Here is a 15,826-nt window from a genome sequence, read left to right on the forward strand (position 1 = left end):
GGCCGGCTCCAACGCGCCGGCCAACTTCATCGCGCGTGTTCCAGCATCGCCTGCAACAGCACGTCGGCGCCGGCGGCGATGTGCTCGGGCATGGCGTCTTCCAGCTCGTTGTGGCTGATGCCGTCTTTGCAGGGCACGAAGATCATGCCGGTCGGCGCGCGCTGCGCCACATAGACCGCGTCGTGCCCGGCGCCGCTGACCACGTCCATATGCGGCAAGCCGAGCGAGGCGGCCGCGCGGCGCACACTGTCGACGCAGGCCGGCGCAAAGGCACAGGGTTCGAACTTCACCACCTGGCGGATCTCCACCTCCACCCGCGCGTGCTCGGCGATGCCGGCGAAGGCCGCGCGCATCGCCGCGTCCATGCGGTCCAGGCCGTCGTGGCTCAGGTTGCGCAGGTCCACCGAGAACTCGACGCGGCCGGGAATCACATTGCGCGAATTGGGCGAGACCTGCAGATAGCCGACCGTGCCGCGCCCATGCGGCGCCTCGGACACGGCGATGCGGTTGACCGCATCGACCATGCGCGCCGCCGCCAGCAGGGCGTCGTGGCGCAAGGCCAGCGGCGTGGGGCCCGCGTGCGCATCCATGCCGGTCACGGTCACGTCATACCATTGCTGGCCCAGCGCACCGGACACCACGCCGATCGGCAGGCCGGCCGCTTCCAGCACCGGGCCCTGCTCGATATGGGCCTCGAAGTAGGCCGCGAACATGCCGCCCGGCACCTCTCCCACCGGGTGGGTGCCGCGGTAGCCGATCGCCTCCAGCGCCGCGCCCACGCTGACGCCGTCGCGGTCGGTCTGGGCATGCACGAAGTCCGGCGCGAACAGGCCGGCAAAGGCGCCCGAGCCCATCATCACCGGCGTGAAGCGCGTGCCCTCCTCGTTGGTCCAGAACACCAGTTCCAGCGGAGCGCGCGTCTCGATACCCAGGTCGTCGAGCGTGCGCATCACCTCCAGCCCTGCCAGCACGCCGAAGTTGCCGTCGAACTTGCCGCCGGAAGGCTGGGTGTCGATATGGCTGCCGGTCGCCACCGCGGGCGCGCCGGGGTCGGTGCCGGCACGGCGCGCGAAGACGTTGCCGACCGCATCCACGCGCACCGCCAGGCCGGCGTCGCGGCACCACTGCACGACCTGGTCGCGCCCGCGCTTGTCTTCCTCGGTCAGCGCGATGCGGCAGACGCCGCCCTTGGGCGTGGCGCCGATCCGGCCGAGGTCCATCAGCGATTGCCAAAGGCGTCCGGCGTTGATGCGGGGAAGGTATTGCTGGTCCATGGTCACATGTCGGTTGGTTGAAACACGCTCGGCAACCTGCAAGAAGCAGACCAAGGCGGGGGCATCGCCGGGGGCTGCCCACCTTCGCCATGTGCTTCCGCCGACTGGCACGCCGCTTGCTTGAACGAAGGCGACCTCCCTTCCCACACAGGAGCTTCGCCAGTGAACCCCATCACGTCCCCTCTCGCAACTGGCCTGAAGGCCGCCGCCTCGGCCACCGCCCTCGCCGCCCTCACTGTCTTCACGCTGCCGGGCGCCGCGCATGCCGAGAAGGTACTGCGCATCGGCATGACCGCCGCCGACGTCCCGCGCACCCTGGGCCAGCCCGACCAGGGCTTCGAAGGCAACCGCTTCACGGGCATCCCGCTCTACGACAGCCTGACCGAATGGGACCTGTCGAAGAACAACGGCCCGAGCCTGCTGATTCCCGGCCTGGCCACGGAGTGGAAGGTCGACGCCAAGGACAAGACCAAGTGGATCTTCAAGCTGCGCCCCGGCGTGACCTTCCACGACGGCTCGCCCTTCAACGCCGACGCGGTGGTCTGGAACGTCAACAAGGTGCTCGACAAGAGCGCCCGGCAGTTCGATCCGAGCCAGGTCGGCGTCACCGTTTCGCGCATGCCGACGCTGCGCGCGGCCAGGAAGATCGACGACCTGACCGTCGAGCTGACCACCTCCGAGCCCGACTCCTTCCTGCCCTACAACCTGACCAACCTGTTCATGGCCTCGCCGGCGCAATGGGAGAAGAAGTTCGCGGCGGTGCCGGCCTCGGTCACCGAGCCGGTCGAGCGCGCCAAGCAGGCCTGGGTCGCCCTCGCCGCCGACGCGTCGGGCACCGGCCCCTTCCGCATGACGCGCTTCGTGCCGCGCGAGCGGCTCGAACTGGCGCGCAATGCCCACTACTGGGATGGCAAGCGCTTGCCGAAGATCGACAAGGTCGTGATGCTGCCGATGCCGGAAGCCAACGCGCGCACGGCCGCCCTGCTGTCCGGCCAGGTCGACTGGATCGAGGCGCCGGCCCCTGATGCCATCGCCCAGATCAAGAGCCGCGGCTTCGAGGTCTACGCCAACCAGCAGCCGCATGTATGGCCGTGGCAGTTGTCCTTCGCGCCGGGCTCGCCCTGGCTCGACAAGCGCGTGCGCCAGGCCGCCAACCTGTGCGTGAACCGTTCCGGCCTGAAGACGCTGCTGGGCGGCTACATGGCCGACGCCACCGGCATCGTCGAGCCGGGCAATCCGTGGTGGGGCAATCCGTCCTTCCACATCAAGTACGACCCGGCCGCCGCGCGCAAGCTGATGCAGGAGGCCGGCTACACGGCCGCCAAGCCGGTCAAGGTCAAGGTCCAGGTGTCGGCGTCGGGTTCCGGCCAGATGCAACCGTTGCCGATGAACGAGTACATCCAGCAGAACCTGAAGGAGTGCTTCTTCGACGTCGACTTCGACGTGGTGGAGTGGAACACGCTCTTCACCAACTGGCGCATCGGCGCCAAGGACGCCAGCGCGCACGGCGCCAACGCCATCAACGTCAGCTTCGCCGCGATGGACCCCTTCTTCGCCATGGTCCGCTTCGTCAGCACCAAGACGCAGCCGCCCGTCTCGAACAACTGGGGCTTCTTCGGCAACGCCGAATTCGACAAGCTGATCGAGACCGCCCGCACTTCCTTCGACGCCAAGGGACGCGATACCGCGCTGGCCAGGCTGCACGCGCGCATCGTCGAGGAAGCGCCCTTCGTGCTGATCGCGCATGACGTCGGCCCGCGCGCCATCTCGAAGAAGGTCAAGGGCGTGGTGCAGCCGCAAAGCTGGTTCATCGACCTGGCCACCATGTCGATGGATTGACGAGGCTCCCCGCGGCGCCGCTGGCCGCGGCCCCGCGCAACCCGTGCAACCCGCGCCGGCTCCACCGTGCGCCGGCGCCCGCCGGCATTCATCATGATCTACCTGTTCCGCCGCCTGCTCTACACGCTGCCCATCCTGCTCGGGGTGGCCTTGCTGTGCTTCTCGCTGGTCCACTTCGCGCCCGGCGATCCGCTGGTGTCGGTGCTGCCGCCCGACGCCTCCGAAGAACTGCGCCGCCAGATCACCGCGCTGTACGGCTTCGACAAACCCTTCCTCGACCAATTCCTGCACTGGCTGCTGCGCGCGCTGCACGGCGACCTGGGCACCTCCATCGCCACCAGCCGCCCGGTGCTGGACGAAGTGTCGAAGGCGGTGGTCAATTCGATCCGGCTGGCCGCCGTGGCGACGCTGATCGGCTTCAGCCTCGGCTGCCTGTTCGGCTTCGTCGCCGGCTACCTGCGCGACACCGTGGCCGACCGCACCGCCTCGCTGCTGTCGGTGGTCGGCGTCAGCATGCCGCACTACTGGCTGGGCATGGTGCTGGTGATCGTGTTCTCCGTGCTGCTCGGCTGGCTGCCCGCCACCGGCGCCGGGCCCGACGGCTCGGGCGACTGGCACTGGGACTGGGACCATCTGCAGTACATGCTGCTGCCGGCGCTGACCATGTCGGTGATCCCGATGGGCATCGTGGCGCGCACCATCCGCGCGCTGGTGGCCGAGATCCTCGCCAACGAATTCATCGTCGGCCTGCGCGCGCGCGGCCTGTCCGACCTGGCGGTGTTCCGCCACGTGCTGAAGAACGTGGCGCCGACCGCGCTGTCCGTGATGGGCCTGCAGCTCGGCTACCTGCTCGGCGGCTCCATCCTGATCGAGACCGTGTTCTCCTGGCCCGGCACCGGCTTCCTGCTCAACTCCGCCATCTTCCAGCGCGACTTTCCCCTGCTGCAGGGGACCATCCTGGTGCTGGCGGTGTTCTTCGTGCTGCTGAACCTGGTGGTCGACGCCCTGCAGACGCTGTTCGACCCGCGCATCCAGCGCAATTGAGAAAACCGAAAGGGCCAGGAGGGCCGACAGGGCCGACAGGGCCGACAGGACCAAGGACAAAAGCGACCGAGGAAACCGAACCGGCCCGGCGCGCGCCGACGCAACGCGCCCGAGCCAAGGACATGCCATGGAAATCACGCTGAACAAGGCCGCGCCGCCGGCCGCCATCGAACACTCGCCGGGCTACTGGGCCGGCGTGAGCCGCCGCCTGCTGCGCAACAAGCTGGCCATGGCGGCCGCGCTGGTGCTGCTGGCCCTGGTGCTGCTGGCCCTCTTCGCCCCGGCCCTGATGCCGGCCGATCCCTATGCTTCTTCCATCCTCAAGCGGCTCAAGCCGATCGGCACCGAGCATTTCCCGCTCGGCACCGACGAGCTCGGCCGCGACATGCTGTCGCGCCTGATGCTGGGCGCCCGCCTGTCGCTCTTCATGGGCATCACGCCGGTGCTGCTGGCCTTCGTCATCGGCAGCACGCTGGGCATCCTGGCCGGCTATGCGGGCGGCTGGGCCAATACCGCCATCATGCGCGTGGTCGACATCCTCTACGCCTTCCCCTCGGTGCTGCTGGCCATCGCGCTGTCGGGCACGCTGGGCGCCGGCATCGGCAATGCGCTGCTGTCGCTGACCATCGTCTTCGTGCCACAGATCGTGCGCGTGGCGGAGAGCGTCACCACCCAGGTACGCAACCGCGAGTTCGTCGACGCCGCGCGCGCCTCCGGCGCGCCTGCCCTGACCATCGTGCGCGCCCACGTGCTCAACAATGTGCTGGGGCCGATCTTCGTCTATGCCACCGGGCTGATCTCGGTCTCGATGATCCTCGCCTCCGGCCTGTCCTTCCTCGGCCTGGGCGTGAAGCCGCCGGAGCCGGAGTGGGGCCTGATGCTGAACACGCTGCGCACCGCCATCTACACCCAGCCCTGGGTGGCGGCGCTGCCCGGCGCGATGATCTTCCTGACCTCGATCTCCTTCAACCTGCTCGCCGACGGCATCCGCTCGGCGATGGAAATCAAGGACTGAGCCATGCTGACCCCGTTCCATCCTCTCGAGCCCGCCGCCGCGCGCGACCTGGGCGGCCCCGCCCAGCCGCTGGTGATCGCGCACGCCCTGGTCAAGCACTTCCCGCTCAAGTCCTCGCTGCCCGGACGCCGCGCCGGCGTGGTACGCGCCGTCGACGGCGTCAGCTTCGACGTGCTCAAGGGCGAGACCCTCGGCGTGGTCGGCGAGTCCGGCTGCGGCAAGTCGACCACCGCGCGCCTGCTGATGCAGCTCGCCACCCAGGACAGCGGCGAGCTGATCTTCGACGCCCAGGGCGTGGGCTCGGCCCGGCTGCCGCTCAAGCAATACCGCAGCCAGGTGCAGATGGTGTTCCAGGACAGCTACGCCTCGCTCAACCCGCGCCTGACGCTGGAGGAATCGATCGCCTTCACCCCGCGCGTGCATGGCGTGGCGGCGGCCGAGGCGCGCGAGCGCGCGCGCTACCTGCTGCAGCGCGTGGGACTGGAGCCGGCCCGCTTCGCCGGGCGCTACCCGCATGAGTTGTCCGGAGGACAGCGCCAGCGCGTCAATATCGCGCGCGCGCTGGCGCCGCGCCCGCGCCTGGTGATCCTCGACGAGGCAGTCTCGGCGCTGGACAAGTCGGTCGAGGCCCAGGTGCTGAACCTGCTGCTCGAACTGAAGGCCGAGTTCGACCTGACCTACGTCTTCATCAGCCACGACCTGAACGTGGTGCGCTACCTGTGCGACCGCGTCATGGTGATGTACCTGGGCAAGGTGGCGGAAGTGGGCCCCACCGAAGCCCTCTTCACCCGGCCGGCCCACCCCTACACGCGCGCGCTGCTGGCCTCGATGCCGTCGCTGGACCCGGACCGGCGCACGCTGCAGCCGCCGCTGGCGGGCGACCCGCCCAACCCCATCGACCCGCCTTCCGGTTGCAGCTTCCATCCCCGCTGCGCGATGGCCGAGCCTGCCTGCGCGCAACGCACGCCGGTGCTGAGCGAGGCGCTGGCCGGCCACCCGGTCGCCTGCCTGATGGCCATGCCCGACGGCGGCCACTCGCGTCCGCTGCAACCGCTGCAACCGCTGCAGCCACCGCAAGCCCCCGCCACGCTGGCCGCTGCCACGCATTGAGGAGTCTCCATGAGCGAACGATCCCCCCTCCCTGCCGCGGGCGCCCCGGCCATCCGCGTGCGCGACCTGCGCGTGGCCTTTGCCGCCGGCGGCAAGACCATCGAGGCCGTCAACGGTGTCTCGCTGGAGGTCGCGCCGGGCGAGGCGCTGGCGCTGATCGGCGAATCCGGCTCGGGCAAGAGCGTGACCCTGCGCGCGCTGATGCGCCTGCACCCGCCGCGCCGCACCCGCCTGCAAGGCGAGATCCGCGTCGGCGGCGACGACGTGCTGGCCATGGACAAGCGCGCGCTGGCACGGCTGCGCGGCGGCACGGTGGCGATGGTGTTCCAGGAACCGCTGCTGGCGCTCGATCCGGTCTATACCATCGGCCAGCAGATCGAGGAGTGCATCCGCGCCCACGGCAAGGTCAGCGCGGCCGAGGCACGCCGGCGCGCGCTGGCCGCCCTGGAGGCGGTGCGCATACCCAGCCCCGAGCGGCGCCTGGCCGCCTATCCGCATGAACTGTCCGGCGGCATGCGCCAGCGCGCGATGATCGCGCTGGCGCTGAGCGCGCAGCCGCGCATCCTGCTGGCCGACGAGCCGACCACCGCGCTGGATGCCACCGTGCAGATCCAGGTGCTGATCCTGCTGCGCGAACTGCAGCGCGAGCTGGGCCTGTCCATCGTCTTCGTCACGCACGACATCGGCGCCGCGGTGGAGATCGCCGACCGCGTGGCGGTGATGTACGGCGGACGCATCGTCGAGGAAGGCCCGATCCGCACGCTGCTGCACACGCCGCGCCACCCCTACACGGCCGCGCTGCTGCGCAGCCGCCAGCACGGCCTGGAACGCGGCAAGCCGCTCGAAGCCATTCCCGGCTCGCCGCCCGACCTGTCGGCGCTGCCGCCCGGCTGCAGCTTCGCGCCGCGCTGCGCGCAGGCGCGCCCGGACTGCCTGCGGCAGGTTCCACCCACCGTGGACCTGGGCGGCGGCCATCGCGTGAGCTGCGTGCTGGTGGGCGGTGCCGCGGCTGCGCAAGCGCCGGCCGCCGCCGCTGCCGCGTGATCCGGCGGCCGTGCCGCGCCATCCGACCCCGGCGGGCCTGCCCGCCGTCCCGCAACCCCTCGCCCGATCTGACCGACTGACTCCGATGACCCTGGCCACCCACCCCTCGCGCGCCTTCCTGCCCTACCCGCCCGCCGCCGTGCCGCACGCCTCCAGCGGCCCGCTGCGCGGCCTGCGCTTCGCCGTCAAGGATCTGTTCGACGTCGCCGGCTTCCCCACCGGCGGCGGCAATCCCCATGTGCTGGCCCTGTCCGGCATCAAGCAGGCCACCGCGCCCACCGTGCAGGCCCTGCTCGACGCGGGCGCGGCCTTCGTCGGCAAGACCCATACCGACGAGCTCGCCTTCTCGATGAACGGGCAGAACGCCCACTACGGTGCGCCGGTCAACGGGGCCGCCCCGGATCGCATCACGGGCGGCTCGTCCTCCGGTTCGGCCTCGGCGGTATCGCACGGACTGTGCGATTTCGCGCTCGGCACCGATACCGGCGGCTCGGTGCGCGCGCCCGCCAGCCACTGCGGCCTGCTCGGCATCCGCCCCACCCATGGCCGCATCTCGCTGGCGCGCTGCCTGCCGCTGAGCGAAAGCCTGGATACCTGCGGTTTCTTCGCGCGCGACATGGCCACGTTCGCGCGCGTGGCCGAGGTGCTGCTGGGCGACGATACGGCGCCGCTGGCCGGCGCGCCGCGCCTGCTGCTGGCGCAGGATCTGCTGGAGCTGGCCGAACCGGCCGCCCAGGCCGTCCTGCGCCCGCTGCTGGCCCGCCTCGACAGCGAGGTGGCACCGGTCACCGCCGTCAGCGTGGCCGACCGGCCGCTGTCCGAGCTGTACTGGGCCTTCCGCTACGTGCAGGGCTGGGAGGCCTGGCAAGCCGACGGCGCGCTGATCGAACAGTACGGGCTGAAGCTGGGGCCCGACGTAGCGGGGCGCTTCCGCTTCTCGAAAGCGGTGACGGCGGCGCAGTTCGAGGCGTCCAGCGCCGCGCGCCGGACCTTCACCACCCACCTCGGCCGCCTGCTGGGCAACGACGGCATCCTGCTGATGCCGGCCATGCCCGACATCGCCCCGCTGGCCGATACGCCGATCGAAGCGCTGGAGGACTACCGCACGCAGGCCGCCCACCTGCTGTGCCTGGCGCCGCTGACGGGCTTTCCCCAGCTCAGCCTGCCGTTGTCGGGCCGCGACGGCGCGCCGATGGGCCTGTCGCTGATGGGACCGGCAGGCAGCGACCGCAGCCTGATCGCCGCCGCCGCGCGCCTGATGACAGCGCTGGCCGGCTGACCGGCGCGGCGCACCCGCCGGCACTGACTGCCGGCGGGTGCGCGCTCAGAACGGCACCATGGCGAAGTCTTCCTTGCCGACGTCGCACAGCGGGCAGCGCCAGTCCTCCGGGACATCCGCCCAGCGTGTCCCCGGCGCGATGCCTTCCTCGGGCAGGCCGGCGGCTTCGTCGTACACCCAGCCGCAGATCAGGCAGATCCACTGCTGGAAGCCGTCCGCTGCGCCGGCGGAAACCGGCGCGTCCGTGCCATCCGACGCCTCCGCAGCGGCCGGCATCGTGCCATCCAGGGCGAACACGGCGGGCGGCTCGGTGTCGGGCCTGCCCGGCTGCAGCCTCGCCTGCAGCAAGTCGAGCAGGCGTGCGGCCTCCTCGGCCGACAGATCGATCCAGAAGGGATCGCCGGCGCCGTCGTTGAGACGGCCCGGCGAAAACTGCAGTTCTAGGACGGTACCTTTCCTGTACATGGTTCAAGCCATTCAGTGAGCGGGCCGGTGCGCCACCGGCATCGAAGCCTCCCCCGTGCCGGCGCGCGCCGGCAGGCCGGGAGCGGGCCGCCAGGTCAATTGTCCGATCAGCCGCTGAATCCGCGCACACAGCTCGCGACCATGGCGAGCGCGGCGATCAGCGGGCAGCCGGCCGTCAGCAGGACCAGCGCCGAGCGGGCCGAGGCGGCCGCCGCCAATCCGGCCAGCGCAAGCAGTGCCCCGACGAAGACAGGGCTCGCGGTCCGCAGCCAGGGCGTGTCGAGCGCCAGCAGCGCCAGGATGGCCGCGACGCCGACGCCGAACAGCACACGGAAGGTGTCGATGCGCGGCGACTGGTTGGAAAGGGCCGGCTGCTGCGCGGCAGGTGCGCTCGATCTCGTGGGCATGGGACGGCTGGGACGGCAGAAAGGACGGGGAAGGTGGAGAAGCGAGACAGATCAGCGAGATCCGAAGGATGGTCATGATACCCATCCACCCGCAGTAGATCGAGAGCCCGCTGGTAGACTGAATGTTTCCTCACAGGAAACGATATGGACACCCTGCTCAGCCTGCGGGTCTTCCGCGAGATCGTCGAGCGCGGCAGCTTTGCCGCCGCTGCCGACAAGCTCGCCATGTCCACCGCCATGGCCAGCAAGCACGTCGCCGCCCTGGAGCGCCGCCTCGGCGCCCGCCTGCTGAACCGCACCAGCCGCCACCAGAGCCTGACCGAAGCCGGCGAGCTCTACTACGCCCAGTGCTGCGAAGCGCTGGAGATCATGGACGCGGCCGATGCCGCCGTCAGCCAGAGCGCCGCCGCGCCGCGCGGCACCTTGAAGGTGACAGCTCCGGTGTGGTGCGCCAGCGCCCGCTTCGTCGACGCGCTGGCCGACTACCGGCGGCGCTACCCCAGCGTGCTGGTGGACCTGCGCCTGGAGAACCAGAAGGTCGACCTGGTCCACGAGGGCTATGACGTGGCGCTGCGCGCCACCGACGCCCCCTCGCCCGCGCTGATCGCCCGGCCGATCTGTCCCATCGACTTCCACCTCGTCGCCAGCCGCGCCTTCCTCGACCGGCATGGCTGGCCGGCCAAGGCCGCCGACATCGCGCGCTACGATGCCGTGCTGCCGACCTACACCAGCCGCGAGAACGCGACCCTGCGCGGCCCCCAGGGCCAGGTGGCGGTGCGCCTGCGGCCCAGCCTGAAGACCGACGACACCAGCCTGGCCCACCGCGCGGTGCAGGCCGGCATGGGGATCGCCTTCCTGCCGGCCTGGCTGGTGGAGGCGGACCTGGCCGCGGGAAGCCTGGTGCGCGTGCTGCCCGACCACGAACTGGCGCCGATCACCCTGTATGCCGTGTACACCAGCCGCAAGTACCTGGCGCCGAAGGTCCGCTCCTTCATCGACCACTTTTCGCAGGCCCTGGCGGTGGCCTGCGAGGCCTGAACGCGCCCGCGCCGGCCCTGCCAGACCTTGCGAGGGCATTGCGCGGGCATTGCGCGGGCATTGCGCGGGCGAACGGCGCCTCACCGCCAGGATGCCGGTGGCCACACGCAACCCCAAATTTACCCGGGTGTTATTGACCATTTATTATTACCCGGGTAATAATTGGCGCTCCCAACCTGGAGCACCTGCTATGACACCCGCCCTGACGCGCCTGCGTCCACCCCCACCCGCCAGCCCCGGCCCTGCCGCGCAGCCGGCCCCCGGCACCGGCCAGGAGAGGCCATGAACCAGCACCGGCGCGAACTCAAGCGGCAGTACCTGGAGACCCCGACCCGCGCCGGCGTCTACGCCATCCGCAACCTGGTGAACGGCCGCCTGCTGGTCGCCGGCTGCAACGACGCGCAGGCCGCGCTCAACCGGCATCGCTTCGAACTCAAGCTCGGCGCCCATGCGGATGCGCTGCTGCGCCAGGACTGGGCGGAGCACGGCGAACCCGGCTTCGTCTTCGAGGTGGTGGACCGGGTCAAGCCGCGCGACGACCCTGCCTTCGATGCGGCGCAGGAACTGGCGGCCCTGGTCGAACTGTGGCGCCAGGAACTGTCGTGCGCGCAGGCGCCGGGCTACGGCGCGCCGGGAGGGCAGCCATGAACGCAGCCATGGACACGGCCATGCATGCCGCCGCGCTGGCGCTGGGCCTCGCCATCCAGCGCGCCCATGCCGGCCTGCGCCTCAAGCTCGACGATGAACTGGGACGGCGACACGGCATCGGCTTGACCGACTTCGCCTTGCTGGACCACCTGGACAGTTCCGGCGGCCAGTCCGCCCTGGCGGAACTGATGACGCCGCTAGGCTTGCAGCGCTCGGCGGTGCTGAAGCGCGTGTTGACGCTGGAGAAGATCGGCCTCGTCGCAAGGTGCGGCCTGGGCACCAGCCGCAGCGTTGCGCTGCGGCCGGCGGCGCGGGCCGTGGTGAGCATGGCGCGCGAGACGGTGGCATCCATCTGCGCGGGCGCGGCGGCCACGCTCGGCCCGTCCGACATGGACGCGCTGCCCGCCGCCTTGCGCACCTTCGCCGCGGCACCCGGGCTCCGGCTCGCCTAGGCGCGCCGGAGCGCGGACCTCAGCCCGCGAACGGATCGCCGAACGGATCGCGGATCACGATCGTGTCGTCGCGTTCCGGTCCGGTGGTGACGATGTCCACGGGCACGCCGACGATCTCCTCGATCCCCCGCACCAGCGCCAGCGCCTGCGCCGGCAGGCGGTCGAGCGAGCGCACGCCCTGGGTCGGCTGCTCCCAGCCGGCGAAGCGGCGGTAGACGGGCACGGCGCGCCGCTGCGCGGCCAGGCTGGCCGGCGCATGATCCAGCCGCTGCCCGTCGAGTTCGTAGCCCACGCACACATCGATCGCTTCGAAGCCATCCAGCACGTCGATCTTGGTCAGCGCCAGGGCGTCGATGCCCGCCACCTTGACACCCTGCCGCAGCAGGGCCGCGTCCAGCCAGCCGCAGCGGCGCGGGCGCCCGGTGTTGACGCCGAACTCGCGCCCGCGCTCGCGCAGCAGTTCGCCCAGTCCGCCGGCCTGCTCGGTGGGGAACGGTCCCTCGCCGACCCGCGTGGCGTAGACCTTGCTGACCCCCAGCACCCGCCCGATCCGCGCCGGCGACACCCCGGTGCCGGTGGCGGCGCCCGCGGCAATGGTGGTCGACGAGGTGACGAAGGGATAGCTGCCCCAATCCACATCGAGCATCACGGCCTGCGACCCTTCGAACACGGTGCGCCGGCCGTCGGCATGGGCGCGGTCCAGCAGGTGCCAGACCGGGCCGGCGAAGGGCAGGATACGCGGCGCCAGGGCCAGCAGCCCTTGCAGCATCGGCTCCAGTGCGAAGGGCTCCAGGCCCAGGCCGCGGAACCACGCATTGTGATGGCGCAGCAACTGCTCCAGCTTGTCCGCCAGCAGTTCGGGCTCGCCCAGGTCGCAGACGCGCAGCCCGCGCCGCCCGACCTTGTCCTCGTAGGCCGGACCGATGCCGCGCAGCGTGGTGCCGATCGGCTTGGCGCGCAGCCCCTCCTGGGCGGCATCGATGGCGCGATGGATCGGCAGCACCAGCGTGGCGGTCTCGGCCACGCGCAGCGTCTGCGGCGTGACCTCCACGCCCAGCGCCTGCATGCGTCCGATCTCGGCCAGCAGCGCCTCGGGATCCACTGCCACGCCGTTGCCGATCAGCCCCAGCTTGCCGCGCACCACGCCGCTGGGCAGCAGGGCGAGCTTGTAGGTCTTGCCGTCCACCACCAGGGTGTGGCCGGCGTTATGCCCGCCGTTGTAGCGCGCCACGATATCGGCCCGCTCCGCCAGCCAGTCGACGATCCGGCCTTTTCCCTCATCGCCCCATTGAGCACCCACGACTACCACGTTCGACATGGCGGCACCTCCACTTGCTTGGTCAGGTTTTCAGACATAGTTGAGAAGGCCGGCCTTGCCTTCGGACGAACTATATCGGTGCCGGCTTGTTCGTCAAAACGATATAAACTGGGGCTCTTTGTCAGGAAAAATCACAAGCAAGGAAGCGCATCGACGCCATGGCCCGCCGCCTGCCGCCCCTCAATTCCCTGAAAGTGTTCGAAGCCGCCGCACGGCACGAGAGCTTCAGCGCCGCCGCCGCGGAGCTGTGCGTCACGCACGGCGCGGTGAGCCGGCACGTGGCCCAGCTCGAGGACTGGATCGGCCATGCACTGTTCCTGCGGCACGGCCGCCGGGTTGCGCTGACGGCACCGGGACGCGCCTACCTGGCCGAAATCACGGCCGCCTTCGACCGCATCGCGCTGGCCACCAGCGAGCAGGTCCAGGCGGCGCGCCGGCAGGTCATCCGCGTCAACGCGCCGACCACCTTCGCGCTGCGCTGGCTGTTGCCGCGGCTGTCGGAGTTCCAGCTCGCCCATCCCGCCGTCGAAGTGCGGCTGACCACCTCGAACGCCCCCGTCGGCAAGATCCGCGATGAAGTCGACATCGCCATCCGCGGCGGCGACCAGCAGGCCGACGGCTATGTCGCGCGCGAGTTCCTCGCCGAAGGGCGCCTGCCGGTCTGCTCGCCGCGCTTGCTGGAAACCCTGCCGCTGCGCCGCCCTGCCGATCTCGCCGGCCACACCCTGCTGCACTCGGCGACCTATCCCGGCATGTGGTCGGAATGGCTCGAGGCCAGCGGCAACGGCGGCCTGGTGCCGCGCCAGTCGCTGCAGCTGGAGCACTTCTACCTGACGCTGCAGGCCGCCCTCGACGGGCTCGGCGTGGCCATGGGCCCGACCGCGCTGGTGGCGCTGGATGTCAAGGAAGGCCGCCTGGTTTTTCCCTTCCGCGGCCCCGTGCTGCCGCCCTGGCGCTACTACGCCTACGTGTCCGCCCGCCGTGCCGGCGACGAAGCCATCGGCAGCTTCCTGGCCTGGCTGGAAGCGGCGGGCGCCGAGGCCGCGGCCGCCACGGGGGCGCTGGCTTAGCCGGGGGCCGGCCAAAGGCAGCGCCAGGTGGAGCTAGGCGGCGCGCAGGTAGGCGCAGACCGCCCGCGCCAGCTCCGTCTCCATCGCCGCATCCTCCAGCCCGAGCGGGCCGGGGTTGTTGATCACCGCATTGTTCAGCGCGCCGAACAGGAGCTGGAAGGCGAAGCGGATGCGCAGCCCGCCCGGCTCGTCCCGCACCGGCGCCGGCAGGCTGCGCAGGCGCATCACGCGGGGGACCAAGGCGTCGACGTAGTCGCGTCCGAGCTGGCGGATCGCATCCCAGCTCTGCGGATCGCGCCCGCGCTGCATCTGCGAGGCCCGTACCACGCCCTCATGGCGGCAGTACCAGCTGCGCATCGAGCGGACGATCAGCGCGATGCCCTCCTCCAGGTCCCACTCACCGGCATCGAGCTCCCCCGCCAGCGGGCCGCGCTCCGCTGCCGAGGCCTCGATGGTCAGCGCCTGCAGCGCCTTGAAGAAGGCGTCCTTGCTGTCGAAGCGGCGATAGAAGGCGCCCGTGGTGACGTGCGCCCCGGCGCACAACTCCTCCACCGTCATGCCGTCCAGAGTGCGCGTGCGCAGCAATTGCCGGCCCGATTCGAGCAGGGCATCGGCGGTGCGCTTGCCGCGCGAATAACGCGGCGGGGTGAAGCCGGCCTGGCCATCCAGCGGGGCGAAGCCGTCCGCCGCAGCCGGCGCTTTCGTCATCGCTTTCGTCATGGTTTTCCCTTCCCGATCCGGTCTTGACCGAACAAATGGTATTTCATACTATCAATTCAAAAGATAACACCGATTACCAATTCATCTCGCGAGTCCTGCCGTCCCGCACGGCGGCACGGCCTGGCGGCAAAACCCTACCTATGGAGACCCTGGGACCATGAGCAACGCTGCCACCCTGGAGCAACCGACCTCGACGCCGACCCCGGCCGCGGCCCCCGCCGTCGTGCGCGCCGGCACCCTCAAGGCATCGTTCACCGTCACGCCGATCACACCGGTGATCGGCGCCGAGATCGGCAACATCGACCTGAGCGTGACACCGGACGAGGCCACCAGCGCAGCGCTGCGCGAGGCGCTGGTACGCCACAAGGTGCTGGTCTTCCGCGACCAGGACATCAGCCCCGCGGCACACGTGGCGGTGGCGCGCCGCTTCGGCGAACTGGAGATCCACCCGGTCTTCCCCCGGCATCCGGAACATCCGGAACTGGTGCTGCTGGGCGGCAGCGAGCAGAACAAGGCGCGCGAGAACATCTATCACAGCGATGTTTCCTGGCGGGAGGTACCGTCGATGGCGTCGATGCTGCGCTGCGTGGAATGCCCCGTGGCCGGCGGCGACACGCTGTGGGTCAACATGGCGCATGCCTATGCGCAATTGCCGCAGGAGATGAAGAGCCGCATCGACGGCCTGTACGCGGCGCACGACATCATGCCGGCCTTCGGCACGCGCATGACGCCGCAGCAGCGCGAGGAGAACCGCCAGCGCTTTCCCGTCGCCGTCCATCCGGTGGTGCGCACCCACCCGGAGAGCGGCGAGAAGATCCTCTACGTCAACGAGGCCTTCACCACCCACCTGGTCAACTTCGGCGAGAAGGCCGAGGTGCGCGTCGGCTTCGATTTCCGCGTGGCCGAGCTGGAACTGCTGCAATACCTGTTCCGCCAGGCCGCCATCCCCGAGTACCAGATGCGGCTGCGCTGGCGCCCCAACACCATTGCCTTCTGGGACAACCGTGCCACCCAGCACTACGCCATCCAGGACTACTTCCCGGCCGTGCGGCGCATGATGCGCGCCACCATCATCGGCGACAAACCCATCTGAAACCCTTCTG

At 70.4% G+C, this 15,826-nt stretch carries 16 protein-coding genes; 11 read left to right on the forward strand and 5 right to left on the reverse strand.

Annotated features, from left to right (window positions below):
- Positions 1-26: 26 nt before the first annotated feature.
- The gene (locus tag BKK81_RS11540; RefSeq protein WP_071012953.1) at positions 27-1,274 is read right to left on the reverse strand and encodes a Zn-dependent hydrolase; all 1,248 of its coding nucleotides are present in this window, start codon (positions 1,272-1,274) and stop codon (positions 27-29) included.
- Positions 1,275-1,436: 162 nt separating this feature from the next.
- Between BKK81_RS11540 and BKK81_RS11545 the strand changes: the two genes are divergently transcribed.
- From BKK81_RS11545 to BKK81_RS11570, 6 genes are all read left to right on the forward strand, one after another.
- Complete coding sequence (locus BKK81_RS11545; protein WP_071012955.1) at positions 1,437-3,113, forward strand: ABC transporter substrate-binding protein; 1,677 nt, start codon at positions 1,437-1,439, stop codon at positions 3,111-3,113.
- A 93-nt stretch (positions 3,114-3,206) separates the two neighbouring features.
- Positions 3,207-4,157, forward strand: a complete 951-nt coding sequence (locus BKK81_RS11550; RefSeq protein ID WP_071012957.1) for an ABC transporter permease — start codon at positions 3,207-3,209, stop codon at positions 4,155-4,157.
- A 127-nt stretch (positions 4,158-4,284) separates the two neighbouring features.
- Complete coding sequence (locus BKK81_RS11555) at positions 4,285-5,172, forward strand: ABC transporter permease (protein WP_071012959.1); 888 nt, start codon at positions 4,285-4,287, stop codon at positions 5,170-5,172.
- A 3-nt stretch (positions 5,173-5,175) separates the two neighbouring features.
- Positions 5,176-6,282, forward strand: a complete 1,107-nt coding sequence (locus tag BKK81_RS11560) for an ABC transporter ATP-binding protein (RefSeq protein ID WP_071012961.1) — start codon at positions 5,176-5,178, stop codon at positions 6,280-6,282.
- A gap of 9 nt (positions 6,283-6,291) precedes the next feature.
- Positions 6,292-7,326 carry an ABC transporter ATP-binding protein gene (locus BKK81_RS11565; protein WP_071012963.1) on the forward strand — a complete coding sequence of 345 codons (1,035 nt, stop codon included), beginning with the start codon at positions 6,292-6,294 and terminating at the stop codon, positions 7,324-7,326.
- A gap of 85 nt (positions 7,327-7,411) precedes the next feature.
- Positions 7,412-8,605, forward strand: coding sequence for an amidase (locus BKK81_RS11570; RefSeq protein ID WP_071016387.1), 1,194 nt, complete (start codon positions 7,412-7,414; stop codon positions 8,603-8,605).
- 45 nt (positions 8,606-8,650) lie between these two features.
- On the opposite strand, the gene BKK81_RS36835 is transcribed toward BKK81_RS11570, so the two are convergent.
- Both BKK81_RS36835 and BKK81_RS11580 read right to left on the reverse strand, forming a co-directional pair.
- Positions 8,651-9,070 (reverse strand): rubredoxin, encoded by a 420-nt coding sequence (locus BKK81_RS36835; protein ID WP_083384073.1) that lies wholly within the window; start codon positions 9,068-9,070, stop codon positions 8,651-8,653.
- Positions 9,071-9,177: 107 nt separating this feature from the next.
- The gene (locus BKK81_RS11580) at positions 9,178-9,477 is read right to left on the reverse strand and encodes a hypothetical protein (RefSeq protein WP_071012964.1); all 300 of its coding nucleotides are present in this window, start codon (positions 9,475-9,477) and stop codon (positions 9,178-9,180) included.
- 144 nt (positions 9,478-9,621) lie between these two features.
- Between BKK81_RS11580 and BKK81_RS11585 the strand changes: the two genes are divergently transcribed.
- From BKK81_RS11585 to BKK81_RS11595, 3 genes are all read left to right on the forward strand, one after another.
- Complete coding sequence (locus tag BKK81_RS11585) at positions 9,622-10,515, forward strand: LysR family transcriptional regulator (protein WP_071012966.1); 894 nt, start codon at positions 9,622-9,624, stop codon at positions 10,513-10,515.
- A 282-nt stretch (positions 10,516-10,797) separates the two neighbouring features.
- Positions 10,798-11,163 (forward strand): GIY-YIG nuclease family protein, encoded by a 366-nt coding sequence (locus BKK81_RS11590; RefSeq protein WP_071012968.1) that lies wholly within the window; start codon positions 10,798-10,800, stop codon positions 11,161-11,163.
- Positions 11,160-11,615 carry a MarR family transcriptional regulator gene (locus tag BKK81_RS11595; protein WP_156811244.1) on the forward strand — a complete coding sequence of 152 codons (456 nt, stop codon included), beginning with the start codon at positions 11,160-11,162 and terminating at the stop codon, positions 11,613-11,615. Before BKK81_RS11590 ends, BKK81_RS11595 begins: the two co-directional genes overlap by 4 nt.
- 19 nt (positions 11,616-11,634) lie before the next feature.
- Here the strand turns inward: BKK81_RS11595 and BKK81_RS11600 are convergent, their stop codons facing one another.
- On the reverse strand, positions 11,635-12,933 hold the full coding sequence (locus BKK81_RS11600) for an adenylosuccinate synthase (RefSeq protein WP_071012970.1): 1,299 nt from the start codon (positions 12,931-12,933) through the stop codon (positions 11,635-11,637).
- Between the two features lie 158 nt (positions 12,934-13,091).
- On the opposite strand from BKK81_RS11600, the gene gcvA reads away from it, so the two are divergent.
- Positions 13,092-14,003, forward strand: a complete 912-nt coding sequence (gcvA, locus tag BKK81_RS11605; protein ID WP_071012971.1) for a transcriptional regulator GcvA — start codon at positions 13,092-13,094, stop codon at positions 14,001-14,003.
- A gap of 33 nt (positions 14,004-14,036) precedes the next feature.
- On the opposite strand, the gene BKK81_RS11610 is transcribed toward gcvA, so the two are convergent.
- Positions 14,037-14,723 carry a TetR/AcrR family transcriptional regulator gene (locus tag BKK81_RS11610; RefSeq protein WP_083384075.1) on the reverse strand — a complete coding sequence of 229 codons (687 nt, stop codon included), beginning with the start codon at positions 14,721-14,723 and terminating at the stop codon, positions 14,037-14,039.
- A gap of 157 nt (positions 14,724-14,880) precedes the next feature.
- Here BKK81_RS11610 and BKK81_RS11615 point away from each other — a divergent pair, with 157 nt between their 5' ends.
- The gene (locus BKK81_RS11615; protein ID WP_083384076.1) at positions 14,881-15,816 is read left to right on the forward strand and encodes a TauD/TfdA dioxygenase family protein; all 936 of its coding nucleotides are present in this window, start codon (positions 14,881-14,883) and stop codon (positions 15,814-15,816) included.
- Positions 15,817-15,826: the final 10 nt, after the last annotated feature.

Source organism: Cupriavidus sp. USMAHM13 (assembly GCF_001854285.1).
GTDB classification, from domain to species: Bacteria; Pseudomonadota; Gammaproteobacteria; order Burkholderiales; family Burkholderiaceae; genus Cupriavidus; species Cupriavidus malaysiensis.